Consider the following 26,486-nt stretch of genomic DNA (forward strand, 5'->3'; position numbering starts at 1 on the left):
ATGGCCGATGCCGTCGAGAGCTCCCGCAAGAAGCTCGATCTATCCGGACTGCAGAAGCTCGGCCGCAGCTTGATGCTGCCGATCGCCACGCTACCCGCTGCCGGACTGTTGCTCCGGCTAGGGCAGGACGACATGCTCGGCCGGTTCTCGCCGATGCGGTCCGTCGCCGCCGTGCTCGCCGGCGCGGGCGGCACCCTCATCGACAACCTGCCGCTGCTGTTCGCGGTCGGCATCGCCATCGGCTGGGCGAAGAAGGCCGACGGTTCCACCGCGCTCGCGGCGGTGGTCGGCTACCTCGCCTTCACCGGTGTCCTCAAGGCCATGTCACCGGTGGTGCTGGACGGCAGCTGCGGCCCGGTCCTGGGCTGGCTGTTCCGGGCGGCGCACTGGAACTGCCCGGTCGTCGACGTCGCAAAGGCCCCGGCCGCACAGCTCGTCAACTTCGGCGTCCTCGGCGGCATCGTGATGGGCCTGACCACGGCCACGCTGTGGCAGCGCTTCCATCGCACCCAGCTACCCGACTACCTGGGGTTCTTCTCCGGCCGCCGCCTGGTGCCGATCCTGACCGCGTGCGCGGCCGTCGTGATCGGCGTGCTCATGTCGTTCATCTACCCCGCCTTCAATTCCGCGCTGACCTGGCTGGGCACCACCGTCGCCGACAACTCGGTCGCGGGCGGCGGCATCTTCGGCTTCGCCAACCGCATGCTGCTGCCGCTGGGCCTGCACCACATCATCAACTCGGTGGTGTGGTTCGTCATCGGCGACTACCACGGCGCGCACGGCGACATCCCGCGCTTCCTGGCCGGCGACCCCTCGGCCGGCACCTTCATGACCGGCTTCTTCCCGATCATGATGTTCGGCCTGCCCGCCGCGGCCATCGCCATCTGGCGCCACGCCCGCCCCGAGCACCGCAAGATGATCGGCGGCATCATGCTGTCGACCGGTCTGACCGCGTTCCTGACCGGCATCACCGAGCCGCTGGAGTTCTCGTTCATCTTCGTGGCCTGGCCGCTGCTGGTGATCCACGCGTTCTTCACCGGCACCTCGCTGGCGCTCACGAATGCGCTCGGGATCCACGACGGGTTCACCTTCTCGGCCGGTGCCATCGACTATCTGCTGAACTTCGGCAAGGCCACCCATCCGCTGCTGCTGATCCCGATCGGACTCGGCTACGCGGCCCTGTACTACGTCACCTTCAGCTTCATCATCAAGCGCTGGAACCTGCCGACACCCGGCCGGGAACCGGACGAGTCCGAGATCGAGAAGGAGAACATCGCAGCATGATCACCCGCACCGCCGTAGTCGCGTCCGAGACCGGACTGCACGCCCGGCCCGCTGCCCTGTTCGCCAAGGCCGCCGGGGAGGCCGGTGTCCCGGTCCAGATCTCGGTCGGCGGCAAGGACCCCGTCGCCGCCAACAGCCTGCTGCAGGTGATGACCCTGGGCGTCAAGCAGGGCGACACCGTCACCCTGCACGCCGAGGACGGCGCCGACGCGGCCCTCGATACGCTGGTGGCGATGCTGGAGACAGATCTTGACGCGTGAGGTGCGCGGTGTCGCCGCCGCTCCCGGGATCGCCGTCGGGTCGGTGAAGTGGCTGGCACCCGCGCCGGTCACCGGCCCGGACGACCCGCCCGGGAGTGACGTCGAGGCCGAAATCGCCCGCGCGGAGGCCGCTTTCGAGACGGTCGCCGGCCGGTATACCGCGCAGGCCCTCGACGCGCAGGGCCCGGCGGCGGACATCCTGTTCATGACCTCGGCGCTGGCCGCGGATCCGGCACTGCTGGATCAGGTGCGCGCCGAGATCCGGGGCGGGACGCCGACCGCGCACTCGGTGACCGAGGCGGTGGCCCACTTCGGGGCGCAACTGGCCGCGCTCGGCGGCATGATGGCCGAACGGGCCGCGGATCTGCGGGATGTGGGCCAGCGGGTGGTGGCCGAGTTGCTCGGGGTGGATCCGCCCGGGATCCCGGACAGTGCCACGACTTTCGTGCTCGCCGCGCAGGATCTGGCGCCCGCCGACACCGCGACGCTGGACCCGGAGCGGGTGATCGGGCTGCTCACGGTGGCGGGCGGGCCGACCTCGCACACCGCCATTCTGGCCAAGGCACTGGGTATTCCGGCCGTGGTCGCCGCACCGGACGCGGCCGGGATCGCCGAGGACACCGAAGTCGTGCTCGACGGCACGGCCGGCGTGGTCGAGGTCGAGCCGACCGCCGCGCGTCGTGAGGAAGTGCTCGCGCTGCGGGCCCGGCAGGCGGCCGCGCCGACCGGTCCGGGCCGGACCGCCGACGGCCACGCCGTACCGCTGCTGGCCAATGTCGGCTCCGCGGCCGATGCGCGGCTGGCGGTCGAACTCGGCGCCGAGGGTGTCGGCCTGTTCCGGACCGAATTCCTGTTCCTGGACCGCAAGTCGGCCCCGACGGTGGCCGAGCAGACCGAGCAGTATGCCGAGATCTTCCGAGTCATGGGCGAGCGGCCGGTCACGGTCCGCACCCTCGATGCCGGATCCGACAAGCCGCTGCCGTTCCTGGACCTGCCGGCTGAGGAGAACCCGGCGCTGGGCGCGCGCGGTCTGCGGTTGAGCAGCGTCGATGAGGGGACACTGCTCGACCAGCTCACGGCCATCGACACCGCGGCCCGGCAGGTCGGCACGCCGGTGCAGGTCATGGCGCCGATGGTCGCGACCGCGGAGGAGGCGGGCTACTTCGCCGCCCGCGCCCGGGACGCCGGGATCGACACCTGCGGCATCATGGTCGAAATCCCGGCCGCCGCACTGTGTTCGGAGCAGCTCGGTGCGGAGGTGGGCTTCTTCTCCATCGGCACCAACGACCTGTCGCAGTACCTGTTCGGCGCGGACCGCATGGCGTCGTCGCTGGCGGCGCTGCACAATCCGTGGCAGCCCGCGCTGGCCGCGACCATCGCCATGACGGTGACCGGCGCGCGGAAGCGCGGCGTCAAGGTCGGGGTCTGCGGCGAATCCGCGTCGAATCCCGAATTCGCCTGTGTGCTGGTGGGTCTCGGCGTCGAGACACTGTCCATGGCGCCCCGCTCGATCGCGGGCGTCCGGGCCCAGCTCGGCGAGGTCACCCTCGAGCAGTGCCGAGCGGCGGCGGCAGCGGTGCGCTCGGCCCGCACCGCCGACGACGCGCACCAGGCCGCGCGCCGGGCATTGGGGCGAGATACGTGACGACCACCCTGCGCGGCCGGGTCGTCACCCTCACCGAGGCGGGCGAGCTCGCCGACGGGGTGGTGTCGTTCGACGGGGCGCGCCTCGACTATGTGGGCCCGGCAACGGGATTCGGCGGTGACCTGCCGGAACTGCCGGACGAGCCGCCGATCATCCTGCCGGGGCTGATCGACGTGCACTGTCACGGCGGCGGCGGATTCGGCTTCCCGGAAACCGATCCCGAGGGCGTGGCCGCCGCCGCGAACTTCCATCGCCGCCGCGGCACCACCACGCTGGTCGCCTCCCTCGTCTCCGCCACCGAGACCGAACTGCGCGACCGGATCGACGTGCTCGGCAAGGCCATCGACGACGGCCTGCTTCTGGGCATCCACCTCGAAGGCCCGTTCATCAGCGAGCACCGGCGCGGAGCCCACGATCCCGATCGGATCATCGCCGGTGATCCGGCATTGCTGGAGCGGCTCCTCGACTACGCGGGCGGCCGCGTCGTGTCGGTGACCGTGGCCCCGGAAACGGCGAACTTCGACGCCCTCGCGGACGTGCTCGCCGACGCGAATGTGATTCTCTCCCTGGGACACACCGTCGCCGACTACGAGCAGTCCGTGCACGCCATGCGCCGCGGCGGGCGGGTGTCCATCACTCATCTGTTCAATGCCATGCCCGAGCTGGCGCACCGCGACGCCAACTTCCTCACCGCCGCCATGGCCGCGGCGGGACGCGGGGATGTGGTGGCCGAGGTCATCGGCGACGGCGTGCACCTGGTCGACGGCACCGTGCGCATGGTCTTCGACACCATCGGTCCGGACAATCTGGCCCTCATCACCGACGCCATGGCCGCCGCCGGGCAACCCGACGGGCGCTACCAGCTCGGCAGCCTGGATGTCGTGGTGCGGGAGGGCATCTCGCGCATCTACCACCCGGACGGGGAGGGCGCCATCGCCGGCGGCACCGCCACCGCCGCGGAAGTGCTGCGCCGCACCGTCTTCCACGCGGGCGTCGAACTCACCGCGGCGGCCACCGCCGCGTGCGCCACCCCGGCCCGCCTGCTCGGCATGGCCGACGACATCGGCGCGCTGGCTCCGGGCTTGCGCGCCGACATCCTGGTCGCCGACCACCACCTCAATCCCGTGACCGTGTACAAGGATGGAACGCCATGGAACTCGTGATCACCGACAGCGCGGCCGAGGCCGGTGTGCTGGCCGGCCGCATCATGGCCGACCACGTGCGCCGGGGCGCCCGTGCCATCGGGCTGGCCACGGGCTCCTCACCGCTGGGCGCCTACCGGGAGCTCATCCGGCAGTATCGCGAGGAGGGCCTGAGCTTCGCCGGCGTGCAGGCGTTCCTGCTCGACGAGTACATCGGCCTGCCGCCGGGACATCCGCAGTCCTACCGGCGATTCATCCGTGACGAGTTCACCTCGCACGTCGACTTCGCCGACACCGACGTCCACAGCCCCGACGGCAATGCCGCCGACATCCCGGCGGCCGCGGCCGCCTACGAACGCGCCATCGCCGAGAACGGGCCCATCGCCGTGCAGATCCTGGGCATCGGCGCGAACGGGCACATCGGCTTCAACGAGCCGGGCTCCTCGCTGCGCTCACGTACCCGGGTCAAGACCCTGACCCCGACGACCCGCGAGGACAACGCGCGCTTCTTCGACGGCGATCTGGCGCAGGTGCCCACCCACGTCCTCACCCAGGGCCTCGGAACCATCGGCGACGCCGGCCATCTCCTCATGATCGCCACCGGCGCGGGCAAGGCCGAAGCGGTCGCCGCCGCGGTGGAGGGCCCGCTCTCCGCGTTCTGCCCGGCGTCGATCCTGCAGATGCACCCGCACGTCACGGTCATCGTCGACCCGGACGCGGCGGCGCGCCTGAAGGCCGCCGACTACTACCGGTTCGCGGTGGCGAACAAGCCCTCCTGGCAGAGCTTCTGAGCCCTACGCGCCCTGCTGCATGGCGGTGAACGGGGCCATGTCGAAGTAGTCCCGCCACGCGGAGATCCGGCCGTCGCTGACCTCGAACACCCCGGTCACCGGCAGCTCGATGTGGTTGTCGCCGAGGGTGAATCGGTCGGTGCGCTCGTTGAGCACGACATTGCCGGTGACGGCCTGGTGGTGGATGTCGAAGTCGATGCCGCCGAACGCGCCGATGAAGCCGCGCAGGAACTCCAGGATCGCGGCCTTGCCGACGAACGGCTGCATCGGAATGTTGTGGTAGACGGCGTCCTCGGTGAAGAACTCGGCGATGGATTCCGGTGTGCCGGTACGCCATTCGGCGCACAGGGCGGTGACGATCTCGGCGGGGGACAGGGTCGTGTGGTCGATGCTCACTGCGGTGGGAGACCTTTCGTACGGGTGACCTGAACTGCAGGGGCCAAATTTCCCGGCGGCCCCGACGGTGTCAAGGGTGGTCTCGCAGTGAGACTCTCACCTGTCCGCGTCTCGGTGTTTCAGGACGTCAGCGCTCCACCCAGGATCGCGGTCACCATGGCGTGCACGGCCTCGGTCTCGGGCCGGGCCGCGGTGCGGTCGGCGAAGAGCAGATGTCCCGATCCGATCAGCGTGCGAGCGAGCAGATCGGCATCGCAGGTGGCCGCGAGGCGGCCCTTGGCGACCTCGGCGGCGAGGTATCCGGCGATCAGCTCGGTGGCCTCGGTCAGGACGGGGACACCGACCGGCCGGCGCTGCCGCAGCCGGGCACGCAGCTCGTCCCGATAGGTGACCAGGCTGACGATGGCCACCGCCACCGTCTCGAACACGGCGGTCAGCGCCTCGGTGAGATTGCCCGGCACCGTGGCCTCCCCGGCCCGGTCGCGCAGTGCGGCGCCGAGCCGCTCCACCCGGACGATCCGGTCCTCGACCAGCTCGGCGAGGAATCCGTCGAAGTCGGCGAAATGCCGGTGCAGCACGCCTTTCGCGCACCCCGCCTCGGCGGTGACGGACCGGCTCGTCAGCCCGCTCGGCCCCTCGCGCAACAAAATCCGCTCGGCCGCGTCGAACAACTGCTCCCGTGCATCCCGAATGGCCACCCCGGTGGGCACCCCGCACTCCTTCACGTCGGCCGGACCCAATCCGTTGCGGAGTGGGCAAGTGCCCACTTAGAGTGGGCGCATGGTCACTCTACCGCCCTCAGGCCCCGAATCCGCAGACCAGAGCCCCCATCTCGCCCGGCAGATCGCGGAGTCGTTCGGTATCGACGCCGCCCGCTACGACCGCACCCGCCCGGCGTATCCCCCCGCCATGATCGAGCGCATCCTCACGGCGAGCCCCGGCAAGGATGTCCTCGACGTCGGCTGCGGAACCGGTATCGCGACCAGGCAGTTCCGCGATGCCGGATGCACGGTGCTCGGCGTCGAACCCGATGCCCGCATGGCCGAATTCGCCCGCGAGACCGGCGTCGATGTCGAGGTCGGTACCTTCGAGGACTGGGATCCGGCCGGCCGCACCTTCGACGCCGTGATCGCCGGAACCGCCTGGCACTGGGTCGATCCGGTGCGGGGCACGGCCCGGGCGGTGCAGGTCCTGCGCCCCGGCGGCCGGCTCGCCGCCTTCTGGCCGCTCGCCCAGCTGCCGCCCGACGCGGCCGCGGCCTTCGCCGCGGTCTATCGCCGCCTGCTGCCGGACACACCCGTCGCGCGGGTCGCCGACCGCCCCGCCCTCGAGATCTATCAGCCGATACTCGACAAGGTGGCCAAGGGAATCCGAGAATCCGGAGCCTTCAGCGACCCCCAGCAGTGGCAGTTCGACTGGCGCCACACCTACACCCGCGACGAATGGCTCGACCAGATCCCCACCCACGGCACCCTCACCCAGACCCCACCCGACACCCTCACCGCCGTCCTCGACGGCATCGGCGCGGCCATCGACGCCCTCGGCGGCGCTTTCACCGTCTCCTACGCCACCGTCGTCGTCACAGCCGCACTGCGACCCGGCCGATCCGCCCCGACCGCACCGCGGTGATCCGAAAAGCCTGTGCGGGTTCGTGATCGAGCAGCTCGAGGCAGTCCGGTCACATGCTCGGCTGTGCACCGCGACCCTGCGGCCTGCGTCCGGGAGCATCCGCAGGGCCGGGTCCACCCTCACCGTGCCCGTGTGCGTGCCGGCGTTGCGGTGGCTGTCCGGTGTGCCATCAGGTGATCCGGGATAGCTTGTGCGGGTTGGTGATCGAGTAGATCGTCTGGATTCGGGTGCCCGTGGGGTCCAGGTCGACCACGACGGCCGCCAGGGGGCTCTCGTCGGAGAACACCACGACGCAGGGGTCTTCGGCCACCCAGCGGTAGCGAAGGGCCAGATGCCCGGCGGGGAGGTCGGCGGCCACGGCCATGAAGACCGCGGCGACCCGGTCGCGGCCGTGAACGGGTTCCAGGCTCTGGGCCCGGCCCGCGCCGCCGCTGTCGGTCCACAGGGTGACGTCGGGGGCGAGGACCTCGAGCATGGTGGCGAGGTCACCGCGCAGGGTGGCCTCTGCCAGGCGCTCGCTCAGCCCGGCCTCGAAGTGCTGGTCACGCCGGCGAGGCCGGCGCTCGTGGATGTGCTTGCGGGCGCGGGAGGCGAGCTGGCGGACCGCGGTGGGGGAGCGGTCGAGCATGGTCGCGATCTCGGGGTGGCCGAAGCCGAACACATCGTGCAGGACGAAGACCGCGCGCTCGAGCGGGGACAGGGTTTCCAGGACCACGAGGACCGCCATGGACAGCGATTCCTTGCGTTCCACGACGCCGGACACCTCGTCCTCGGTGGTGACCAGCGGTTCGGGAAGCCAAGGGCCGACATAGGTTTCGCGTCGTCTGCCTATCTCGGTGCGCCGCGCCAGGGCGTGGTTGGCGACCACCCGGACCAGGTAGGCGCGGGCATTGTGGACCGGTGCCGCGGCGGGGTCACGGTGCCGCGCCGCCCACGCCAGCCATGCCTCCTGGAGCACGTCTTCGGTATCGGCGACGCTGCCGAGCATGTTGTATCCGACCGCGAACAGCAGTTCGCGGTAGTCGAGAAAGCGCGCGGTGACCTCGTCGGAGGCCGCGTGCGGTGGCTGTGCCGTCATGATTCGTCTCCCTTCTCTCGCCACCGAAGAGCCGGGCGGCCCGGAAACTGTGACATGGTGGGCCGGATCGTGTTCCGTGTCACCGAAACCCGCGCCCATGTCACTGTTCGCGGTCACCGTGCCTCTGTGTTGTCGTCCGGGGAGGGTCCCCGGGGCCGAGGAGGCCGACCATGACCACCACACCCTCCGGCGCGGACCGCGCCCTGTTCATCCGGGCCGGCGAGGCCGAACAGCTGCCGGGCCTGGGCGTGCACCTGTACGCCGACCACGAGATGACCGGCGGAAAGCTCAGCGCCAACCGCGCGGTCCTGCCCGCCGGCACCGACGGCCCGCCGCCGCACTTCCACACCACATCCGCCGAACTGTTCTTCCTGCTGGGCGGCACGCTGAGGGTACTGGCTGGGGAGGAGATCCTCACCATGGGTGAGGGGGATTTCCTGCTGGTTCCGCCCGCCATGGTGCACGCCTGGGCCGCCCCCGCCGATTCGGCGGCCGATGTGCTGATCGTGTTCACGCCCGGCATCGAACGCTTCGAATACTTCCGGATGGGTGAGCGGCTCCGCCGCGGTGACGGCGATCCGCTCGAAATCCTGCGCACCCAGGAGCGTTTCGACAATCACTTCGTCGACAGCCCGCTCTGGCGCGAATCCCGGATCGACCCGGCGGCGGGCGAACCATGGCGCCGGCGCCGATAATGAACCCGTGACCGAGCGTGCAGCGAGCCGGACAGCGGTCCTGGTCTGCCAGGGCCGCGCCGTGGCGGACGGGCGAATGGGCGTCGGGCGGTTCTCCGACCCGGTCGCGGTCGAATTATTGGTCGACGGCGAACGCGAACTGGTCGATCTCGTGCGCGCGGGCGCGGTGCCGAAGGGGTTCGGCGCGCGGATGGAGTACGAATTGCTCTCCGCCACTTCGGAAGTGCTGGCGGCCCGCACGGTCGCCATCGACGATGCGGTGCGGGAGAGCGCGCATCCGCAACTGGTGATCCTGGGCGCGGGGCTGGACGCACGCGCCTGGCGCATGCCCGAACTGGCGGGAGTCGCCGTGTTCGAGGTGGATCATCCGGCCTCCCAGGCCGAGAAGCGGGATCGGCTGGGGGAGCGGGAAGCTCTGGCGGACGTCCGTTTCGTCCCGGTCGATTTCGGCAGGGACTCCCTCGGGGCCGCCCTCACCACAGCCGGCCACGACGAGACGCGGCCCACCACCTGGATCTGGGAGGGCGTCGTCCCCTACCTGACGCCCGCCGAGGTCGCCGAGACCGTCACCGAGGTGGCGAAGCGCAGTGCCACCGGCAGCCGTCTGGTCATCACCTACCCGACCCCCAATCGGGTGTACCACTACGGCCGCAAGGCCATGGAGGTGTTGCTCTCCGTCTCCGGCAGAACCAATCCGATGGCCGGCGAACCGCAGCGTTCGAGCTGGACCCCCGCGGCGATGGCCGCATTGCTCGCCGAACACGGCTTCTCCGTCACCGCCGACCGCGACCTGCAATCGGTCGCGGTCGAGGCGGGAATCGAGGGCAAACGCACCTCGGTCCGCGCCGACGGTCACATCGTCATCGCCGATCGGCGCTGATCCGGTCAGTTCAGTGTGACGACCCAGGAGCCGTTGCAGCCGCGGTTGGTGTCGCGGTTCGGGTCGTAGTTCCAGACAGCCTGCAGGTCCGAGTCCTTCTGAATGTTGAAATCACCCGTCGGCGACTGCACCGGCTGATCGTTGTAGAGCAGCAGGCTCAGGTCGTTCGGGTAGATCGTCCAGGACCCGTTGTAGCCCGCCGGGTAGTTCATGGTCACGGTGGTGGTGCGTCCGGCGTGGTTCTGCACCACGATGCACGAATTCGGATGATTGGACTGGGCCTGGGCCGGTGCCGCGGCCAGCACGATGGCCGCCACCCCGACCGCGGCAGCGGCCACCGGTGCCGCTGCCTTCGCCACCAGACCACGCCCGCCGTTGTGAACGTTCCACATGATGCCTGACCTCCGTTTGAATTCCACCGCCCGAATGGCTGATCGGATGAGACGAAGCTATCCACGGCACCCAGTGGGTCTCTTATGAAATCCTTGTCGTCGCGGCCCGGCGGTTCTCGTCCGCCTCCATCGGATCGGCCGCAATCAGGCCCAGTCGTTCCCGCACCCCTGGAACCGACATATCGGCGTGCCTTATCGCGATCTCGCGGGTCCGTTCTTCACAATCCGTGAGGCATTCGATGGCTCGGCCACGCGGGAAATCGGTCGAGAGGCGGCTCAGCGCCTCGGCGCACCGGATCCTGAGATAGGAATAGACAGTGGAGTCGAAGATCGCTTCGACGACAGGGACCGCGGGCACGTGATCGAGCCGGCCCAGGGCGTCGACCAGACTGCACTGGTCATAGATGTAGTCGTCGCCGCCACCACGGGTGGCCTCGAGACAATCGAACAACCGTGGCGCATCTGATTTTTCGGCGATATCTGTGAGCAGTGACAGCGCTGCGCCACCGATCGAGCTGTTCAGGTCGGCGTGCGCCCGGGCCCAGGCCGATGCCCGAGGTGACCGCAGCCGCCGCAACTGCCGGCGCACCGCGATACGCACAGCCGGCGTGGCGGCACCTTCCGCGAGCACCCTGGGGGCGACGTCCCAGAGCACTGCTTCCCAGCGCTCATCCGTGAGCGCGGCCGGTGAGACCTCTTGAACGAGACCGAATTCCGCGGCAACCCGAAGGATCCGTTCGCGCTCGGCAGCATCTCGCGCCGCCCGCCCGGAAGGCCCTGTCGGCGGGCGTGCCCGCTTCCGCTGTCAGCCGAGAGATACGCCAGGTCGCCGCGGATGTTGCCGTGTGCATACTCGCCGTCACCGGAGGCCTGGAAACTGCCAGGGCCGCAACCCGAATCGAATCGGACGACCTCGCTCGAGTGTCGGCCATCGTGGGTACGCGTCTCGATTCGAGCGCCGGCCATTGGCTCTATCGGGCGGTCGCCTGATGGCCATCGATTGATCGGTTGTGCTGGTGAACGGGGGATGTCGATCGTCAGACGGGGATCGTTCGCCGGGGCCATAGGGGAGTGCGGTCGCGGAACGCTTCGATTGCTGCGGCGACTTCGAATGGTGTTGTGGCGTGGGCGATGTCGTCGCGGTAGAGCACCCGCTCGGCGACGGCGTCCAGGTCGAATCCCCAGACCATCGACATAAGGGGGTTGATGAAAAGTTCGGAGCCCTCGCCGCGCGTGCGGGCCAGGGAGTGGTGATCACCGAATTCGCCGCGGGCGGCGTCGGTGATCGACGCGCAGACGATGCTCTCCTTGCCCGGGGTGTGCTGCTGAACCCGGTCGACGGCCGCCAGCCAGGCATCGACGGCCGCGATGCCTGGCGTGAGAGCGAAGACGCCGTGGTAAGCACCGAGTCCAGCAAGTGCGGCAACGTTTTCCAGGAAATGCGCGTGGCAGACGCCATGGTGGGCATCGACTCCGAACCCGACACACATGGCCAGCTTGACGGGCAGGTCGAGCGCCCGCGCCGCCAACAGGCTGGTCACATCCTCGACCGGTGTACCCAATCCGGCTTCATCACCGGTCATCAGGAGATCCGTACCTCCATCGACCAATACCAACCCATCCAGCCGGAGCTCGCGCGCCAACCACGCGTAGGCCGCCCGGACATCGGCGGGCCCGCCTTTGCGAATCAGGAACATCCGATCCGGAAAGCCGTTGTCGCGCAACCACACCGCGAGGTGCTTCTCCGGAAAGTACGCGTCCGCACCCTCGGTCTCCGCGTCGATTTCGAACAGCCCGGGCGCGACCGGCCGGGCCGTGGTCCGCGTGACCGGTGTGAACGTGAGATTCGCCAGCACCACCGACTTGCCCTGCTCCTGCAGCGCGAACGCCACCGGCAATCCACTGAGCACGTCGAACCCGCCCCCGGCACCGGCAACCAGGACCCGCGAGCAATCCCGCAGTCGATGCAGTGCCGGTGTGTCGAACAGCGAGAGCGCACCCATCCGTCGAAGTATTCAGCACTCCCGCCGTCCGTGCCCGATCTCGCGGCCGGATCAGCCGACCGTGCCGCACGTCATTTCGTCGACGGGCCGGCTCCCGGTGTCGCGTACGCGGATTCGATGAATGGGTGGACGATGTCCAGGAACTGTTCGGGGGCGGAAGAGAAGGGCAGGTGGCCGGTGGGGAGGACTTGCAGCTCGGAGCCGGGGATCAGGGCGTGGGCTTTCCTGCCGTAGCGGAGGGAGAGGACGGGGTCGCGGCGGCCCCAGACGATCAGGGTCGGTGCCGCGATTTCGGATGCGCGGCCGGTGAGGTCGTAGCGGGGATCGTTGAAGCTGTGCCACAGGGCGGAGTAGGTGGCGCGGCCGATCTCGGTGCCTGCCACGCGGATCGCGCGCTCCACGACGGCGTCGTCGTGCGGGCTCACGGATTTCATGTAGTTGCGGATGCTGTGCGGCAACCAGCGGCGGGCCATCAGGTTGGAGCCGTAGACGTTGCAGTAGGCCCGGGTCAGCGGCGTCTGCCGGACGAAGCCGCCGGTATTGACGAGGACGAGCCCGGCGACGCGTGCGGGTTGTTCCAGCGCCAGGTGGGCGGCCGCGAATCCGCCGACCGAACTGCCGATGAACACGGCGGGATCCAGCTCCAGTGCCGTGACCACCTCGGCCAGCGTGTCGGCGATCGCGGCGGCGGTGATGGTCGAATTCGGTTCGGACGCACCGTGTCCCGGCCAATCGATGGCGATCACCCGATGCTCCGCGGTCAGCGCCGGGAGGATCGGATCGAAGTCGTGGTGGTCGTGCAGGGTGGCGTGGAGCAGGACCACTGTGGGCCCGGTGCCGATGTCTTCGTAGGCCAGTCGTCCGGCCGACGTGCGCATGATGTGCATACGCAACAACCCTTCATTCGATTGTGGTGACCGGCCGGTCGTTCACTGACCAGTCGGTCGGTCAAGTATGATGCGACCATACAATCGGTCCGAAACACACGCAAGCGGGACGCCGAATCGCCGGTCGCGCAACACAGGGCGAGCCGGCACCGCCCCCGGTGAGGTTGAATCTGATGAATCTGCGGGAGGATTCCGCCGCGCGCACTCGCGCCGCGCTCGTCGACAGCGGCCTGCTGCTGGCCGAGCGGCTGGGACTCGGCGGTGTCAGCGTGAACGTCCTGGTGGCCGAGCTCGGTGTCTCGAAGGGCACGTTCTTCCATCACTTCGGCACCCGCGCCAACTACCTGCTGGCCCTGCATCGCGAATTCCACGAGCGCCTGCAGGCCGTCATCGACTCCGCCACCTCCGGTCTCGCCCCCGGCAGGGACCGTCTCCTGGCGGGATCCACCGCCTACCTCGACGCCTGCCTGCGCGACCGCGGCGTCAAGGCCCTGCTCCTCGAAGCGCGAGCCGAACCCCTGATCGTGGACGAGGTGACGGACCGCAACACCCACAACGCCGCGCTGATCGAAGCCGATTTCCAGGTCCTGGGCTGGCCGCACCCGGAAGCAGGCGCCCGGTTGTGGGTCGGTTTGGTCGCCGAAGCCGCCCTGCTGGAATTGCAGGCCGGCCATGAGCAGGGTTCGGTGCGAAACGCCCTGTGGCAGTTCCTCCCCGCCTGAGACCACCCGGCCCGTCGGTCTCGCCCTCGCCGCGGTGGTCCGCCCTGCGCGCAAAGCCAAACTCTCTGCAATCCTGAGTGCTGGGTTGTCGCGGTGACCCCGGCGTCGATTCCCGCGGCCGATCGACTCGGGCTCAGTCGGCTGCGCAGAGCGCGGTGTCGAATGCCTTCTGAAGGGCAGCGGTGACGGTGGGATCCGAGGGCCGGAGATTGGCGATGAGGGTGACCGCGCGGCCGTCCGGGGTGACGGCGTTGAAGGTTCGGAAGCCGGGGATGGAACCGCCGTGCCCCCACACCTGGATGCCGCACGGCGCGGCGGTGGTGGTCAATCCGAGGCCGTACGAGTAACCCGGGCGGTTGGTCAGCGGTTTCGGATCGGTCCGCATGGCGGCCACCTGCGTCGGAGGCAGCAGGTTCCCGGTGAGGAGCGCACTGAAGAACCGATTCGCATCGGAGCCGGTGGAGATCAGCGCGCCGGCACTGCCCGCCCACGACGGATCGAAACGGGTGACGTCGGTCGGCTTCCCGTCGACCGCCTCGTAACCCTGCGGGTGGGGACTGCGCAGGTCGGTGTCGCCGGCGGCCGGGAAGTAGGTGTCGTGCAGCCCCAGCCGGTCGATGACGCGGTGCGTGACTTCCTCGCCCACCGGGTGCCCGGTCACGCGTTCCACGATCATGCCGACGATGAGGTAATTGGTATTGCTGTATTCGGCTCTCGCGCCCGGCTCGAAGTGCGCGGGCAGGGTCATGGCGCGACGGACCAACTCCGCCGAGTCGAAGTGCATGGTCAGCAGATCGGGCGAATCACCTTGCAACTCGGGCAGTTCCAGATACTCGGGCAGACCGCTGGTGTGCTGCATGAGATTCCGGACCGTGATCCGGTTGCCGTCGATGCCCACACCCTGGACGACGCCGGGCAGGTACCGCTCGACAGGTGCGCCCACATCCACCGCACCCTCCTCGACGAGCTGCATCATGACGGTCGCGACGAACGCCTTGGTATTGCTGCCGACGCGCACGTGCGCGCCCTGCGGAAAGGCCGCGCCGGTAGCGACGTCGCCGACACCCGAGGTCGCACTCCACTCCCGGTCGTGCTCGGTCACGACCACCTGCACCCCGGGAACTCCCGCCGCCACGACCGTGTCCAGGGCGCGCCCGACCTCCGCACGAGCATCGGCCGACAACGGCCCTCCCGGCCCTCGCGCCGCATCGTCACCGCAGGCCCCCGCCGCGCAGACCACTCCGGCGACCGCGGCCGCGGCGGCAATCCGGCGAACGAGCCTCATATGCTCTCCTTCTGGCGTAACGGCCGCGAGCGCTCGACCGGAATGCGCTGCTGTGCAGCAGGATTCGCATCTCGCGGAGGTCAATAACCGGATGGTAGCTCCGAGCAGCGATCCGGGCATCACCCGTAGCGCTCACCCGAGCTCATCCCTGAGGCGTAGCGCTGGTCAGGGAAAACCCGCTGTCCCGTCATGCGGGAGCGAGATTCGATCGGTGCGCCGTCAGAGCCGGTAATGAGAGGCGACGGCGTCCTGGCCGGTGTAGTTCGGACCGGCGTGGGCATCGGCGCCGGCGTAGGTGAATTCCCAGCGGGGGAGGGCCCGGCCGCTGCGGGTGAGGCGGTGACTTCGCGCCGTGTAGGTGAATCCGTTGTGACGCAAGGCGGTTGTCAGACGTCTACCGAGTGGAGCGCCGCCGCTGTCACGGATCGAGGTGGCGTCGAAGTTCGCGGCGAACAGGCCGTCGGGGGTGAGCCAGGAAGACATGCGGGTGAGGGCCGTGAGTTTGTCGCCCACATAGTGCAGGGAGTGGACGCTGGTGATCAGATCCACGGGCTGGTCAGGATGCCAGGCCAATACCGAACCGGTGACGAGGTCGATGCCCGGTCGGGGCGGCCCACCGAAATGGTCCACCAGGTCGAGCCCGATGATCCGGGCGTGACCGGACAGCGTTTCGTCCGCCTCGAACAGGGCGTGGGCGCTGCCGCATCCGACATCCAGCCAGCGCTGGGGTGCGGGACGGGCCGCCAGCCAGACAACCGGGTCGAAGCCGAGTTCGCGACGGTAGGCGGGCAGTCGGCGGTCGCGGTTCATGGCGGAGTTCGCCACTACGGCGGTCTGTTCCAGGTGGGCGTCGTCGAGTAGCGCGGGCACACACGACATCCTGCCGGGTGAGGTCGACGGCGGTGCGGAGCCGCCGACCCCGAGCCGGTCGGATTCAGGCGGCGGCCGTGTCGGCCGGTGCCGGAGCCGAGGTGGGGAGGGGTTCGCGGGTGCGCATGGCGGCCCAGAGGGCGGCCGTGGCGGCGGTGCAGGCGGCAGCCCCGCCGACGTGGACGGCGACCAGGGCGGCGGGCACGTGGGTGAAGTACTGGACGATGCCGACCAGGGCCTGGGAGCACACCAGCGCGATCACCAGGATGAGGCGGTTGCGGATGGTCTTGTTCATGCCGACCGCCGCCAGGCTGCAGGCGAGGCCCACCAGCAGGGCCAGGTAGGCGACCAGGAGTTCGGCGTGCAGGTGGACCAGGGTGACGATCTCGACCTGCAGGCGTTCGACCGGCTTCTCGACGCTCTTGTCACCCGCGTGCGGACCCGCGCCGGTGACCAGGGTTCCCGCGATCAGCGTTCCGGTGAGGGCCAGACCGGACAGCGCGGTCAGCAGCCGCAGGGGCTTGGGAACCTGCACCGTGTCGATGCCCTCGTCGGGTTCGCCGACCTTGGCCCACAGCAGCGTCGCCAGCCACACCATCAGCATGGACGCCAGCAGGTGCACCGCGACCGTCCACCACAGCAGCCCGGTGCGCACGGTGATACCGCCGATCACGGCCTGCAGCACGGTGCCGCCGGGCATCAGCCACGCGTACACCTGGACTTCGCGCCGCCGCCGCGCCCGGGTGACCGCGAGCACGATGGCCGCCGCGGCCAGCGACACCACGAAGGTGAGCATGCGGTTGCTGAATTCGACCACCTGGTGCACCACCGGCACCTCGGCCACCGCGGTCGGCACGAAGCTGCCGGGGAAGCACTGCGGCCAGGTGGGGCAGCCCAGGCCCGAGGCGGTGACGCGGACGACCGCGCCGGTCACCGAGATTCCGGCCTGGGACAGGATGACCAGGAAGGCGAGGAGTCGCTGCACCCGCAGGGAAGGCATCGGGAACAGGTCGGCAAGTCGCTGGAAGGCGCGAGACAGCACGCACCGATGGTAGCGGGGCCGCATTTCGCCCCGTCACCCGCCCTACTACAACGTGTCGTTAAACACCCGGGCGCGGGCGAACTTTCGAGCCGACCGCCGCCCGGACGGCCTCAATCGAACTTGAAGAACCGGGTGGCCAGCCACCCCGCGAGCCCGCCCCAGCCGGCCAGCACCGCGAGCCCGTACCAGTCGATGCTGGTGCGCATCGCCTGCTCCAGGCACTCCGACAGCGCCCCGGACGGAATGATCCGCGCGATCAGGCTCACCGCGTGCGGCAGGTCGTCGGACATGAACACCAGGCTCGCGGTCCCGAGCATGACGAACCACAGAATGTTGGCGAGCGCCAGCACCACCTCGGCCTTGAGCGTCCCGCCCAGCAGCAGCCCCAGCGCCGCGAAGGTCGCGGTCCCGAGCGCGATCACCACCGCGCCCAGCAGCAGCCCGGTCAGCGACGGCCGCCAGCCGAGCGCGAACCCGATGGCCCCCAGCAGGATCGACTGCAGCACCACCACGATCAGCACCGCCGAGCACTTGCCCGCGACAATGCCCCACCGTGGCAGCGGCGTCGCCCCGAGCCGCTTCAATGCCCCGTACCGCCGATCGAACCCGACGGCGATCGCCTGCCCGGTGAACGCGGTCGACATGATCGCCACCATCATCACCGCGGGCACCACCCGGTCCACCCGGTGCTCGCCGAGTCCGGTGACCGGCAGCAGAGTCAGCCCGATCAACAGCGTGATCGGAATGAACATCGTCAGCAGCAGCTGTTCCCCGTTGCGCAGCAACAGGATCAGCTCCATGCGCGTCTGCGCCGCCAGCATCTTGGCGCGCGTGGTCGGCTGCGGCGCGGGGGAGAAGGTGCCCGCCGCGAATCGGTTCACGGTCTCGGTCATCCGCGCAGCTCCCGCCCGGTCAGTTCGAGGAACACGTCTTCCAGCCGGCGCTGGTCGATGCGAATGTCGGTGGGCAGCACGTCGATTCGCGCGCACCACGCGGTCATGGTGGCCAGCACCTGCGGGGTGATGTCACCCTGCAACAGGTACGACCCGGGCGCGGTCTCGCGCGGGGTGAACCCTTCCGGCAGTGCGGCTTCCAGCAGCGACAGGTCCAGTTTGGGCGGCGCGGTGAACGCCAGCCGCCCCTCGGCCCCGTGCGAGGTGACCTCGGCGGGCGTGCCCTGCGCGACGACCTGCCCGTGGTCGATGATCACCAGCTGATCGGCCAGCTGCTCGGCCTCGTCCATCATGTGCGTGGTCAGCAGCACGCTGACCCCGTCGCGGCGCAGCGCGTCGATGAGCTCCCACACCAGATGCCGTGCCTGCGCGTCCAATCCGGCGGTCGGCTCGTCGAGGAACACGATCTCCGGCCGCCCGACCAGCGCGCACGCCAGCGCGAGCCGCTGCTGCTGCCCGCCGGAGAGCCGCCGATACGGCGTCCGCCGAGCGTCTTTCAGCCCGAGCGTGTCCAGCAGCCAGGCCGGGTCCAGGGGATTCGCCGAATAGGAGGCGACGAGATCGAGCATCTCCCCGGCCTTCGACCCCGGATACGCGCCGCCGCCCTGCAGCATCACGCCGATGCGCGGTCGGAGCTGATCGGAGTCGGCGATCGGGTCCAGGCCCAGCACCCGCACGGTCCCGGCGTCGGGAGTCACGAAGCCTTCGCACATCTCGGTGGTGGTGGTCTTGCCGGCGCCATTGGGTCCGAGCAGGGCCAGCACCTGTGCGCGTTCGATATCGAAGCTGATGCCGTCGACCGCGGTGGTCTCGCCGTAGCGTTTCACGACGCCGTCGACGCGTACGGCGGGTCCGGAAGCTGCGGTCACGATGAGACACCGTAAGGCGTGGGCTGCTGTGACCGAGCCGACACCCCCGGCTGATTGCGCCACGGCAGCACATTTCGGGTGAGGAAGATCAGCGACAGGCCCACGATCACGGTGGCGATGGCGGATTCGACGATCTGGAAGACATAGAAGTCCGCGCCGCGCGGCATGACCATCACCGACACCACGACCGACAGCACCACCGCCGGCACCCGGAACGCGGGCCGGTTGGCCCACGCGGCGAGGGGCACGATCGCCCACAGCAGGTACCAGGGTTGCACCACCGGGAACAGCAACACGATCGCACCGAGCGAAACACCCAGCGCGCCGATCGCATTCAAACGCCCGGTCCAGGCGGCGATGAGCATGCGCAGGGTCACGAAGCCCGCGACGAGTTCCGCGATGGGCCGGGTGATGTCGAGCAGGGCGGTGGTGTGGTCGCCGAGTCCGAGCAGCACGCCGCCGAATCCGGTGATGATCCCGACGGCGGTCGGCAGCGAGAGGTAGCTGCGCACGGTGGTGGCGGTGCCGACGGTATTGACCCAGCCGAATCCCAGGCCGCTGGCATAGCTCACCGACAGTGTCGTGACCACGGCGATGACACCGAGCACACCGCCGGCGACGAGTACCGGTTTGAGCCCGCTTCCCCACCGCCGCGCCAGCGCCATGCCCACGAATCCGAGGCTCACCAGGGAGATGATCTTCACCGACGAGGACAGTGTGATCAGCACGGCACCGAAAACCAGCAGCGCCCAAGCCCTTTGATTGAACTGCGGGCAATCGTCGATGGCGCGCAGGCAGAATTCCATTCCCGCCAGCATCAGCCCGAGCATGAGCGCGTCATTGTGCACCCCACCCACCAGGTGGAACAGCACCAGCGGGTTGGCCGCGCCCAGCCACAGCGCGCTCACCCCCGCGATTCCGCAGCGCCGCGACAGCCGCGGCAGCGCCCATACCATCAATGCCACGCCCGCCAATGCCAGCAACCGATGCAGCCACACCCCGAGAATGATGTTGTCGCCGGTGATCTGCGCGATGCCGCGTCCCATCCACAGGAACAGCGGCCCGTAGGGCGCGGAGGTGTCCCGCCAGATGGTGGGGACATTGTTGGTGAGCACATTGTTGAGCCCGAGCCCGGCCACCGGGCCGACCGAATACGGGTCCATGCCCCGGGCCGCGATTTCGCTCTGTGCCAGGTAGGAATAGACGTCGTTGCTGAACATGGGCGGCGCGACGCTGAGCGGAATGATCCACAGCAGCAGCGTCCGATCCATCTGCGAGCGGCTGAGCCGGTGGCGTGGATCCCCGCCCCACCCGCCGACGGCGAAGCGGCCCAGCAGCAGCCACGCCATGATCACCAGGATGGTGCCGATCATGCACATGGCCAGCGTCGAGGTGCCGGCCCGTGCGAAGAACCCGAGCACCCGCATGCCGGAGATCGGATTCTGGTGCACCGGTTGGGCTCCGACACCCAACGCGGACACCGCCATGATCACGGCCCCGGTCGCGCCGAGCAGCCGGATCCGCATCAGTTGCAGGGTTTCGCGCCGGTCCAGGCCGGGCCGGTCGGCGTCGACGCCGTGCAGGACGGCGACGGTGTGATCGGCGGCGGGAACGTCCAGGCCCAGGGCCCGGCGTCCGATATCGATGACTCTGCGCCGCGCGCCTTCCACTACCGCCACAGCTGCGAAGCCTAGTCCGGAGCCGCGGGTCGAACGCCGATCGCATGGCCGTAGCGCGGGTTCGTCCGGTGTGCTCGCAAGTTGCCGATCGGCACCCATACTTGCCTTTGATACCCCGGGGGGTATAGTCGTGACATACCCCAGGGGGTATGGAAGGAAGTCAGATGCGAAGTATCACAGTCGGCGTCGCCGACGCTTCTCCGATCACGACCGCCCCCGGCGGTCTGCTGGGCCGCCTCGGGGCCCGCATGGCCGATCACGCCCGCTGGGTGTTCGGCTTCTGGTTGATCCTGTCGGTCGCCCTCGGTGCGGCCGCGCCCGCGGTGTTCGACTCGCTCGCGGGGGCGGGCTGGCAGGCCAATCAGTCAGAATCCGTGCGCGTCCGCGAACTCGCCCAGGAGCACTTCGGCGGCAATTCGGCCGCGGCGGTGCAGGTGGTGATCCATTCGGACACCGCAACCATGGACAGTCCGCAGGCGCAACGCCTGGTGGGGGATCTCACCGGAATCCTGCAGGCCGACAGTCGATTCGGCGCGATCGTCGCACCGGTGCCGGGGCAGTCGGTCAGCCGCGACGGCCACACCGGCATTCTGCTGGCGGGCGCGAATGCGAACACCGACGAGATGGTTACAGCGGTCACCGACGTCGGCCCGAAACTGCAGGCCCTCTCATCCGACGGCTTCGAGGTCTATCCGACCGGCGCCTCGGCACTGTGGAGCGACTTCAACAAGGCCAATCACGAGGCCATGATGAAGGCCGAGATGTTCTCGTGGCCGGTCACATTGGCGATCATGGTGCTGGCCTTCGGTTCGCTGGTGGCGGCCGGACTGCCGTTGCTGCTGACGCTCACCGGCCTCATCGCCTCGGCGGGCGGGCTGGTGTTGCTGAACCATGTCACGCCGATCTCGGTGTGGGCCATGAACTTCGCCATGATGTTCGCGCTGGCACTGGGTATCGACTACGCGCTGTTCCTGGTCTCCCGCTTCCGCGACGCCATTCGCGGTGACACGCCACCGCGCACCGCCGTCGCCGTCACCATGGCGACCGCCGGAAAGGCGGTGCTGCTCTCGGGCCTGACGGTGCTGGTGAGCCTGTCGGCCGTGCTCGTGGTGCCCGCGCCCGCGGTGCGGACCATGGCGGTCGGCATCATGTTCGCCGTCTCGTTCGTGCTGCTGGCGACGCTGACCCTGCTGCCCGCCGTGCTCGGTGCGCTGGGCCGGCGCGTGAACGCGGGCTCGCTGCCGTACGTGGCCCGGCAGCAGCATCGTTCGCCGGTCTTCGCGAAGTGGGGACGGCTGCTGCACCGCCGTCCGTGGCCGTTCGCCATCGGCTCACTGCTGGTGCTGATCGCGCTCGCGATTCCGGTGACGAGCCTGAAGGTGGCCATGCCGTCCATCCAGGTGGTGCCCGCGGACGCGTCCGTGCGTCAGGGCTACGAGCTGGTCCAGCGCGAATTCGGCCCGGGTGCGCCCGGCATGCTGCAAATCGTGGCCCCCGTCTCCGACGGCGCGGACGTCCAGCGGATCGCGGCCTCGGACAATCGGATTGCGATGGTCACCCCGCCGCAGCCCGCCGCGGACGACAGCGGCCTGGTCATGCTCCAGGCGACCCCGACGGTCGACCCTTCGGATCCGGCCATGGGCGACATCGTCCATTCGCTGCGCGCCGCGCTCCCGTCGGGTGCGCTGGTCGGCGGGGCGGTTGCCGAGAACCTGGACCTGCAGCAGGCCCTGAACGACTACCTGCCCCTGGTGGTCGGCATCATCCTGGCACTCGGGTTCGTGCTCCTGCTGGTCGCCCTGCGCGCCCCGCTGATCGCCCTGCTCGGAGCGGGTGTGAGCCTGCTGTCGACCGCGGCGGCGTTCGGTGTGGCGAAGCTGGTGTTCCAGGACGGCCACGGCGCGGGCCTGCTCGGTTTCACGCCGCAGGGCTTCCTGGACGGCTGGGGTCCGGTGTTCTTCTTCGCCATGATCTTCGCCATCGCCATGGACTACACGGTCTTCCTGCTGGCCACGGCGAAGGAGCACTACGAGCGCTCGGGTGATCCGGAGGTGGCCCACATCGCCGGCATCGCCCACTCGGGCCGGGTGATCGCGGCCGCGGCGGCGGTCATGGTGGCGGTGTTCTTCACCTTCGCCCTGGCCGATCCGCTGCCGCCGAAGGAGATGGGCATCATTCTCGGTGTCGCCGTCCTGCTCGACGCCGTGCTGATCCGCCTGATCCTGCTGCCGGTGTTGCTGCGCCTGACCGGGCACGCCGCCTGGTGGTCGCCGCGCTGGCTGCGCAAGGTGCTGCCGGACATCAGCTTCGCGCACTGACGGGTGGGGTCGTGGGAAAGGGTGAGCCCTCTCTCACGACCCTTCCATACCCCCAGGGGTATACTGGAGTCATCGGACTCAGGGAAGGAACCCTCCAATGATCGGCGACGAAGACAGCATCGCACTGGTCCTCAACCGGCTGCGCCGCGCGCACGGACAGCTTGCGGGCGTCATCTCCATGATCGAGCAGGGCCGCGACTGCAAGGATGTGGTCACCCAGCTCGCCGCGGTCTCCCGCGCTCTCGACCGCGCTGGATTCAAGATCGTCGCCACCGGTCTGCGGGACTGCCTGACCGGGGAGCGGGCCGAGAATTCCGAGCCGATGACAGTCGAGGAACTGGAAAAACTCTTCCTGGCGCTGGCCTGAAGCTCTTCCGGGCGATCCCTGCCGAGCGATCGCCCAGCGCCGGGAGCGAAAGGAACTCAAGATGACCGCGATCCGCCACTGGTCCATCGACCGCATCGTGCCGGGCCTGGCCGGCACGATGGTGCTGCTCAGCCTCGCGCTGGTGCTCGCGTTCTCGCCCTGGTGGCTGCTGCTGACCGCCTTCGTGGCGGCCAATCTGGTGCTCTTCGGGGTCGTCGGCTGGTGTCCGATGACCCTGCTCCTGCAACGGCTGGGCGTGCCCCGAACCGGCAGCCCCGCAACGGAAAGGAATTCGTGATGACCCTCGCCCTGTCGGCCACCCTGCGTACCGATTTCGCCGATGCGGTGCAACGCACCCGGAAGGCCCTGTCCGAGCAGGGCTTCGGTGTGCTCACCGAGATCGACGTGACCGCGACCATGAAGCAGAAGCTGGACGCGGACATGGAGGACTACCTCATCCTGGGCGCATGCAATCCGTCGCTGGCGCACACCGCCCTCGGCGTGGACCGTCGGATCGGCCTGCTGCTGCCGTGCAATGTGGTTGTGCGCGCGGATCGTTCGGACGCCGGCACGGTGATCGTGGAGGCCATGAATCCGGAGGTGATGGTGCAGGTCGCGGGCGATCCGGCGCTGCAAGAGGTCGCCGACTCCGCCACGGAGATGCTGAGCGCGGCCATCGCGGCGCTCGGTTGATCCACTGCCCGAACACGATTCGCGCTGCCCCTGTCGGACCCCGCTCATACTCTGGATGAATGGTGTCCGATTCGAAACGGCGAATCGAGGTGGCTGCGGCCGGGCTGCTCGCCCGGCACGGCTATCACGGATTCGGGCTGAAGAAGTTGAGCGAGGCGGCGGGTCTGCCGTATGGGTCGATCTACCACCACTTCCCGGGTGGCAAGGAGGAGATCGCCGTCTCGGCCATCACCGGCACGGGCGTACTGGTGGGGCGCATGATCCGGCAGGCCCCGGGCGATGTGTTCGGCACCGCGGCAACGCTGTTCGACTTCATGGCCACCAGACTGGCCGAGACCGACTGGGCCGCGGGCTGCCCGGTCGGGACCCCCGCCCTGGACGGCGGCAGCGATGTCGACTCCGTGCGCGCCGCGTGCGTGTCGGCCTTCGAGACGATGACACACGGTTTCGCCGAACTGCTCACCGAGCTGGGCCTGGCACCGAGGGAGGCGCGTGATCTGGCCACCACGGTGGTCGCGGCCTACGAGGGCGCGACCGTGCTGGCCCGGGTGCGCCGCACCGATGAGCCGCTGCACACGGTTTCGGTGGCCATGGCCCGGTTGATCCGGCTGAGTCTCGCGGAAGTCGCTGCTGCCGAGGCGAATTCACCCCAGGGGGGTTGACTGGAAAGAACGTTCTAGCGACGATCGATCCATGAAGCGACTCGTGCTCGACGGCCCGCACGCACTGCGCTGGGAAGACGCCGCCGAACCCACCCTCGATGCCCCTGATCAGGCCCTGGTCCGCCCCATCGCGGTGGCCACCTGCGATATCGACCCCGCGATCCTGCAGGGCCGGTTCCCGCTGGCGGGCCCCTACCCCTTCGGCCACGAGGGGGTGGCGGAGGTGGTGGCCGTCGGCGACGACGTCACCACCGTCCGCAGTGGCGACAAGGTGGTGGTCCCGTTCCAGATCTCCTGTGGCGCCTGCGATTCCTGCCGCCGCGGTCATACCGGCAACTGCACCACCCACCCGTTCATGTCCAGCTACGGCCTCGGCCCGATGGGTGGGCTGAGCTGGGGCGGGCTGTGGTCGGACCTGGTCGCCGTCCCGCATGCCGACGCCATGCTGGTCCCGCTGCCCGCCGGCGTGGATCCGGCGGCGGTCGCCAGTGCCAGCGACAATATCGCCGACGCCTACCGATCGGTCGCCCCGCAACTGGCCGCCCGCCCCGGCGCCGAAGTCCTGGTCCTGAGCGGTCCGGCCGCACCGTCCATCGGCCTGTATGCGGCCGGTCTCGCGGTGGCGCTCGGCTCCGCCCGGGCCGTCTACCTCGACACCGACCCCGAAAGGCTCGCCATCGCAGCCGAACTCGGTGCGGAGCCCGTCGAGGGCAGGCCGACCGACCGGGTCGGCCGATTCCCGGTCACCGTCGAAGCCGCGGGCGGCTCCGAAGCCCTGGTGGCCGCCATCCGTGCCACGGCCAATGACGGCGTCTGCACCAGCGTCAGCGTCCAGACGCAGGATGTCGCCCTGCCCATGCTCGAAATGTATTCGCGCTGCTGCACTTTCCACACCGGCCGGGCGCACGCCCGCCCGTCGATCCCGCACATTCTGGATCTGGTGGCGGCCGGGCGTTTCGATCCGAGTGTGGTGACCACCCGCACCGTGGCCTGGGAGGATTCGATCGACGCCCTGCTCGAGGCACCGGTCAAACTCGTCGCTACGCGCTGAAACCGGATACCGAGAGTGGTAGTCGCGCCAGCGTTTCCGGGTCGGCGAGTACGTCGATCCGGACGATGTGCTCGCCCCCGACGGTGAACGCCATGACCGCCGGCGGCTCGTCGCGGCCGGCGACCAGCGCTCCCGCCCGCCCGTCGACCAGGACCATCGCCGAGAAGTCGGCACGCGCCGCGAACCCGGCCGCGAGCCGCGCCACGATCGGCGCGCCCCGTGCGGTGACCGGCACCGGCCCCGGCGCGGCGGTCCGGTCCGCGGACACCGTCACGTCGGCGGCCAGGACCGCCAGCACCGCGGCGATGTCTCCGGCTCGGACCGCTGCCAGGAACGCCCGCACGACACGGCGTTCCCGCAGCGCGTCCGGCCGCAGCTCGTCGGAGCCGTCGATCACCCGATGCCGGGCGCGGCTGGCCAGCAGCCGGGCCGCGTTCGGGGACCGCTGCAGGATGTCGGCGACCTCGTAGAACGGCACCGCGAACATGTCGTGCAGGACGAAGGCGACCTGTTCGGCCGGTGGCAGCCGCCGCAACAGCACCAGGACCGCCCGTTCCAGTTCGTCGGTGAGTACTGCCTGTTCCTCGGGTTCACCGGCGGTCGCAGCGGAGGGGAGCGGTCCGGGCACGACGTCGCCCAGCGGGCGTTCGGGGTTGGTCCGGCGGGCGCGCAGCCGGTCCAGGCAGATCCGGGACAGCGTGGTGGTCAGCCAGCCGTCCAGATTGCGGATGCCGTCGATGTCGGTGCGGTGCAACCGCATCCATGTCTCCTGGACCGCGTCCTCGGTCTCGCTGGATGCGCCGAGCAGGCGGAATGCCAGCGCGTTCAGTCCGGCGCGCCGCTGTTCGAAACGTTCTACGGGGAATCCCGAGTCGCTGACCGACATGTTTCGC

At 69.4% G+C, this 26,486-nt stretch carries 29 protein-coding genes; 15 read left to right on the forward strand and 14 right to left on the reverse strand.

Annotated elements, in window-relative coordinates:
• From ACQP1O_RS15680 to nagB, 5 genes are read left to right on the forward strand one after another with little or no spacing between them, the layout of a single operon-like run.
• Entirely contained in the window at nucleotides 1–1,284 is a 1,284-nt protein-coding gene (locus ACQP1O_RS15680; protein WP_433566510.1) for a PTS transporter subunit EIIC, read from the forward strand.
• A complete protein-coding gene (locus ACQP1O_RS15685) occupies nucleotides 1,281–1,544 on the forward strand; it encodes an HPr family phosphocarrier protein (RefSeq protein WP_357003343.1) in 264 nt (87 codons plus the stop codon). The genes ACQP1O_RS15680 and ACQP1O_RS15685 overlap by 4 nt, the downstream gene beginning before the upstream one ends.
• On the forward strand, nucleotides 1,534–3,189 hold the full coding sequence (gene ptsP, locus ACQP1O_RS15690) for a phosphoenolpyruvate--protein phosphotransferase (protein WP_433566511.1): 1,656 nt from the start codon (nucleotides 1,534–1,536) through the stop codon (nucleotides 3,187–3,189). Before ACQP1O_RS15685 ends, ptsP begins: the two co-directional genes overlap by 11 nt.
• Nucleotides 3,186–4,352, forward strand: coding sequence for an N-acetylglucosamine-6-phosphate deacetylase (locus tag ACQP1O_RS15695; protein WP_433566512.1), 1,167 nt, complete (start codon nucleotides 3,186–3,188; stop codon nucleotides 4,350–4,352). Before ptsP ends, ACQP1O_RS15695 begins: the two co-directional genes overlap by 4 nt.
• On the forward strand, nucleotides 4,340–5,122 hold the full coding sequence (gene nagB / locus ACQP1O_RS15700) for a glucosamine-6-phosphate deaminase (protein WP_433566513.1): 783 nt from the start codon (nucleotides 4,340–4,342) through the stop codon (nucleotides 5,120–5,122). The genes ACQP1O_RS15695 and nagB overlap by 13 nt, the downstream gene beginning before the upstream one ends.
• Nucleotides 5,123–5,125: 3 nt before the next feature.
• On the opposite strand, the gene ACQP1O_RS15705 is transcribed toward nagB, so the two are convergent.
• Together ACQP1O_RS15705 and ACQP1O_RS15710 are read right to left on the reverse strand one after the other, a co-directional pair.
• Nucleotides 5,126–5,497, reverse strand: a complete 372-nt coding sequence (locus tag ACQP1O_RS15705; RefSeq protein ID WP_433567695.1) for a limonene-1,2-epoxide hydrolase family protein — start codon at nucleotides 5,495–5,497, stop codon at nucleotides 5,126–5,128.
• A gap of 140 nt (nucleotides 5,498–5,637) precedes the next feature.
• Complete coding sequence (locus ACQP1O_RS15710) at nucleotides 5,638–6,228, reverse strand: TetR/AcrR family transcriptional regulator (RefSeq protein ID WP_433566514.1); 591 nt, start codon at nucleotides 6,226–6,228, stop codon at nucleotides 5,638–5,640.
• A 70-nt stretch (nucleotides 6,229–6,298) separates the two neighbouring features.
• On the opposite strand from ACQP1O_RS15710, the gene ACQP1O_RS15715 reads away from it, so the two are divergent.
• Complete coding sequence (locus ACQP1O_RS15715) at nucleotides 6,299–7,147, forward strand: class I SAM-dependent methyltransferase (RefSeq protein WP_433566515.1); 849 nt, start codon at nucleotides 6,299–6,301, stop codon at nucleotides 7,145–7,147.
• Nucleotides 7,148–7,316: 169 nt separating this feature from the next.
• On the opposite strand, the gene ACQP1O_RS15720 is transcribed toward ACQP1O_RS15715, so the two are convergent.
• Nucleotides 7,317–8,225 carry a sigma-70 family RNA polymerase sigma factor gene (locus tag ACQP1O_RS15720; RefSeq protein WP_433566516.1) on the reverse strand — a complete coding sequence of 303 codons (909 nt, stop codon included), beginning with the start codon at nucleotides 8,223–8,225 and terminating at the stop codon, nucleotides 7,317–7,319.
• Between the two features lie 170 nt (nucleotides 8,226–8,395).
• On the opposite strand from ACQP1O_RS15720, the gene ACQP1O_RS15725 reads away from it, so the two are divergent.
• Together ACQP1O_RS15725 and ACQP1O_RS15730 are read left to right on the forward strand one after the other, a co-directional pair.
• Nucleotides 8,396–8,920 carry a cupin domain-containing protein gene (locus tag ACQP1O_RS15725; protein ID WP_433566517.1) on the forward strand — a complete coding sequence of 175 codons (525 nt, stop codon included), beginning with the start codon at nucleotides 8,396–8,398 and terminating at the stop codon, nucleotides 8,918–8,920.
• 7 nt (nucleotides 8,921–8,927) lie between these two features.
• Complete coding sequence (locus tag ACQP1O_RS15730) at nucleotides 8,928–9,800, forward strand: class I SAM-dependent methyltransferase (RefSeq protein WP_433566518.1); 873 nt, start codon at nucleotides 8,928–8,930, stop codon at nucleotides 9,798–9,800.
• A gap of 5 nt (nucleotides 9,801–9,805) precedes the next feature.
• Here the strand turns inward: ACQP1O_RS15730 and ACQP1O_RS15735 are convergent, their stop codons facing one another.
• The 4 genes from ACQP1O_RS15735 to ACQP1O_RS15750 all read right to left on the reverse strand — a co-directional run bounded on the left by ACQP1O_RS15735 (nucleotide 9,806) and on the right by ACQP1O_RS15750 (nucleotide 13,082).
• Nucleotides 9,806–10,192 carry a hypothetical protein gene (locus ACQP1O_RS15735; RefSeq protein ID WP_433566519.1) on the reverse strand — a complete coding sequence of 129 codons (387 nt, stop codon included), beginning with the start codon at nucleotides 10,190–10,192 and terminating at the stop codon, nucleotides 9,806–9,808.
• 82 nt (nucleotides 10,193–10,274) lie between these two features.
• On the reverse strand, nucleotides 10,275–10,847 hold the full coding sequence (locus tag ACQP1O_RS15740; protein WP_433566520.1) for a hypothetical protein: 573 nt from the start codon (nucleotides 10,845–10,847) through the stop codon (nucleotides 10,275–10,277).
• A 382-nt stretch (nucleotides 10,848–11,229) separates the two neighbouring features.
• Nucleotides 11,230–12,195 carry a DUF1152 domain-containing protein gene (locus tag ACQP1O_RS15745; protein ID WP_433566521.1) on the reverse strand — a complete coding sequence of 322 codons (966 nt, stop codon included), beginning with the start codon at nucleotides 12,193–12,195 and terminating at the stop codon, nucleotides 11,230–11,232.
• A gap of 71 nt (nucleotides 12,196–12,266) precedes the next feature.
• Nucleotides 12,267–13,082: an alpha/beta fold hydrolase gene (locus ACQP1O_RS15750; RefSeq protein WP_433566522.1), complete on the reverse strand. Its 816-nt coding sequence runs from the start codon at nucleotides 13,080–13,082 to the stop codon at nucleotides 12,267–12,269.
• Between the two features lie 173 nt (nucleotides 13,083–13,255).
• Here ACQP1O_RS15750 and ACQP1O_RS15755 point away from each other — a divergent pair, with 173 nt between their 5' ends.
• Entirely contained in the window at nucleotides 13,256–13,804 is a 549-nt protein-coding gene (locus ACQP1O_RS15755; protein WP_433566523.1) for a TetR/AcrR family transcriptional regulator, read from the forward strand.
• Nucleotides 13,805–13,937: 133 nt separating this feature from the next.
• On the opposite strand, the gene ACQP1O_RS15760 is transcribed toward ACQP1O_RS15755, so the two are convergent.
• From ACQP1O_RS15760 to mptB, 6 genes are all read right to left on the reverse strand, one after another.
• Nucleotides 13,938–15,089 (reverse strand): serine hydrolase domain-containing protein, encoded by a 1,152-nt coding sequence (locus ACQP1O_RS15760; protein ID WP_433566524.1) that lies wholly within the window; start codon nucleotides 15,087–15,089, stop codon nucleotides 13,938–13,940.
• Nucleotides 15,090–15,308: 219 nt separating this feature from the next.
• Entirely contained in the window at nucleotides 15,309–15,959 is a 651-nt protein-coding gene (locus ACQP1O_RS15765) for a class I SAM-dependent methyltransferase (RefSeq protein WP_433566525.1), read from the reverse strand.
• A 64-nt stretch (nucleotides 15,960–16,023) separates the two neighbouring features.
• Nucleotides 16,024–17,001: a COX15/CtaA family protein gene (locus tag ACQP1O_RS15770; RefSeq protein ID WP_433566526.1), complete on the reverse strand. Its 978-nt coding sequence runs from the start codon at nucleotides 16,999–17,001 to the stop codon at nucleotides 16,024–16,026.
• Nucleotides 17,002–17,111: 110 nt separating this feature from the next.
• Nucleotides 17,112–17,894 carry an ABC transporter permease gene (locus ACQP1O_RS15775; RefSeq protein ID WP_433566527.1) on the reverse strand — a complete coding sequence of 261 codons (783 nt, stop codon included), beginning with the start codon at nucleotides 17,892–17,894 and terminating at the stop codon, nucleotides 17,112–17,114.
• Complete coding sequence (locus tag ACQP1O_RS15780) at nucleotides 17,891–18,823, reverse strand: ABC transporter ATP-binding protein (RefSeq protein WP_354846689.1); 933 nt, start codon at nucleotides 18,821–18,823, stop codon at nucleotides 17,891–17,893. Before ACQP1O_RS15780 ends, ACQP1O_RS15775 begins: the two co-directional genes overlap by 4 nt.
• A complete protein-coding gene (mptB, locus tag ACQP1O_RS15785) occupies nucleotides 18,820–20,502 on the reverse strand; it encodes a polyprenol phosphomannose-dependent alpha 1,6 mannosyltransferase MptB (RefSeq protein ID WP_433566528.1) in 1,683 nt (560 codons plus the stop codon). Before mptB ends, ACQP1O_RS15780 begins: the two co-directional genes overlap by 4 nt.
• Nucleotides 20,503–20,666: 164 nt before the next feature.
• On the opposite strand from mptB, the gene ACQP1O_RS15790 reads away from it, so the two are divergent.
• The 6 genes from ACQP1O_RS15790 (at nucleotide 20,667) to ACQP1O_RS15815 (ending at nucleotide 25,593) form a co-directional block, all read left to right on the forward strand.
• The gene (locus ACQP1O_RS15790; protein WP_433566529.1) at nucleotides 20,667–22,820 is read left to right on the forward strand and encodes an MMPL family transporter; all 2,154 of its coding nucleotides are present in this window, start codon (nucleotides 20,667–20,669) and stop codon (nucleotides 22,818–22,820) included.
• A gap of 97 nt (nucleotides 22,821–22,917) precedes the next feature.
• Nucleotides 22,918–23,187 (forward strand): metal-sensitive transcriptional regulator, encoded by a 270-nt coding sequence (locus tag ACQP1O_RS15795; RefSeq protein ID WP_354846695.1) that lies wholly within the window; start codon nucleotides 22,918–22,920, stop codon nucleotides 23,185–23,187.
• 61 nt (nucleotides 23,188–23,248) lie between these two features.
• Nucleotides 23,249–23,485: a YgaP family membrane protein gene (locus ACQP1O_RS15800; protein WP_433566530.1), complete on the forward strand. Its 237-nt coding sequence runs from the start codon at nucleotides 23,249–23,251 to the stop codon at nucleotides 23,483–23,485.
• Nucleotides 23,485–23,880, forward strand: coding sequence for a DUF302 domain-containing protein (locus ACQP1O_RS15805; RefSeq protein ID WP_433566531.1), 396 nt, complete (start codon nucleotides 23,485–23,487; stop codon nucleotides 23,878–23,880). The genes ACQP1O_RS15800 and ACQP1O_RS15805 overlap by 1 nt, the downstream gene beginning before the upstream one ends.
• A 59-nt stretch (nucleotides 23,881–23,939) precedes the next feature.
• Nucleotides 23,940–24,542, forward strand: coding sequence for a TetR/AcrR family transcriptional regulator (locus tag ACQP1O_RS15810; RefSeq protein WP_433566532.1), 603 nt, complete (start codon nucleotides 23,940–23,942; stop codon nucleotides 24,540–24,542).
• A gap of 31 nt (nucleotides 24,543–24,573) precedes the next feature.
• Nucleotides 24,574–25,593: a zinc-dependent alcohol dehydrogenase gene (locus ACQP1O_RS15815; RefSeq protein WP_433566533.1), complete on the forward strand. Its 1,020-nt coding sequence runs from the start codon at nucleotides 24,574–24,576 to the stop codon at nucleotides 25,591–25,593.
• Here the strand turns inward: ACQP1O_RS15815 and ACQP1O_RS15820 are convergent.
• Nucleotides 25,583–26,479 (reverse strand): sigma-70 family RNA polymerase sigma factor, encoded by an 897-nt coding sequence (locus ACQP1O_RS15820; protein ID WP_433566534.1) that lies wholly within the window; start codon nucleotides 26,477–26,479, stop codon nucleotides 25,583–25,585. The genes ACQP1O_RS15815 and ACQP1O_RS15820 overlap by 11 nt on opposite strands.
• Nucleotides 26,480–26,486 lie beyond the last annotated feature (7 nt).

The organism is Nocardia sp. CA-151230, from assembly GCF_050942175.1.
Taxonomy (GTDB): Bacteria; Actinomycetota; Actinomycetes; order Mycobacteriales; family Mycobacteriaceae; genus Nocardia.

Coding starts and splice junctions, on each gene's coding strand:
- ACQP1O_RS15680 (WP_433566510.1), top strand. CDS start 1: ATGGCCGATGCCGTCGAGAGCTCCCGCAAGAAGCTCGATCTATCCGGA.
- ACQP1O_RS15685 (WP_357003343.1), top strand. CDS start 1,281: ATGATCACCCGCACCGCCGTAGTCGCGTCCGAGACCGGACTGCACGCC.
- nagB (WP_433566513.1), top strand. CDS start 4,340: ATGGAACTCGTGATCACCGACAGCGCGGCCGAGGCCGGTGTGCTGGCC.
- ACQP1O_RS15715 (WP_433566515.1), top strand. CDS start 6,299: ATGGTCACTCTACCGCCCTCAGGCCCCGAATCCGCAGACCAGAGCCCC.
- ACQP1O_RS15720 (WP_433566516.1), bottom strand. CDS start 8,225: ATGACGGCACAGCCACCGCACGCGGCCTCCGACGAGGTCACCGCGCGC.
- ACQP1O_RS15725 (WP_433566517.1), top strand. CDS start 8,396: ATGACCACCACACCCTCCGGCGCGGACCGCGCCCTGTTCATCCGGGCC.
- ACQP1O_RS15735 (WP_433566519.1), bottom strand. CDS start 10,192: ATGTGGAACGTTCACAACGGCGGGCGTGGTCTGGTGGCGAAGGCAGCG.
- ACQP1O_RS15745 (WP_433566521.1), bottom strand. CDS start 12,195: ATGGGTGCGCTCTCGCTGTTCGACACACCGGCACTGCATCGACTGCGG.
- ACQP1O_RS15750 (WP_433566522.1), bottom strand. CDS start 13,082: ATGCACATCATGCGCACGTCGGCCGGACGACTGGCCTACGAAGACATC.
- ACQP1O_RS15755 (WP_433566523.1), top strand. CDS start 13,256: ATGAATCTGCGGGAGGATTCCGCCGCGCGCACTCGCGCCGCGCTCGTC.
- ACQP1O_RS15760 (WP_433566524.1), bottom strand. CDS start 15,089: ATGAGGCTCGTTCGCCGGATTGCCGCCGCGGCCGCGGTCGCCGGAGTG.
- ACQP1O_RS15775 (WP_433566527.1), bottom strand. CDS start 17,894: ATGACCGAGACCGTGAACCGATTCGCGGCGGGCACCTTCTCCCCCGCG.
- ACQP1O_RS15790 (WP_433566529.1), top strand. CDS start 20,667: ATGCGAAGTATCACAGTCGGCGTCGCCGACGCTTCTCCGATCACGACC.
- ACQP1O_RS15795 (WP_354846695.1), top strand. CDS start 22,918: ATGATCGGCGACGAAGACAGCATCGCACTGGTCCTCAACCGGCTGCGC.
- ACQP1O_RS15800 (WP_433566530.1), top strand. CDS start 23,249: ATGACCGCGATCCGCCACTGGTCCATCGACCGCATCGTGCCGGGCCTG.
- ACQP1O_RS15805 (WP_433566531.1), top strand. CDS start 23,485: ATGACCCTCGCCCTGTCGGCCACCCTGCGTACCGATTTCGCCGATGCG.
- ACQP1O_RS15810 (WP_433566532.1), top strand. CDS start 23,940: ATGGTGTCCGATTCGAAACGGCGAATCGAGGTGGCTGCGGCCGGGCTG.
- ACQP1O_RS15815 (WP_433566533.1), top strand. CDS start 24,574: ATGAAGCGACTCGTGCTCGACGGCCCGCACGCACTGCGCTGGGAAGAC.
- ACQP1O_RS15820 (WP_433566534.1), bottom strand. CDS start 26,479: ATGTCGGTCAGCGACTCGGGATTCCCCGTAGAACGTTTCGAACAGCGG.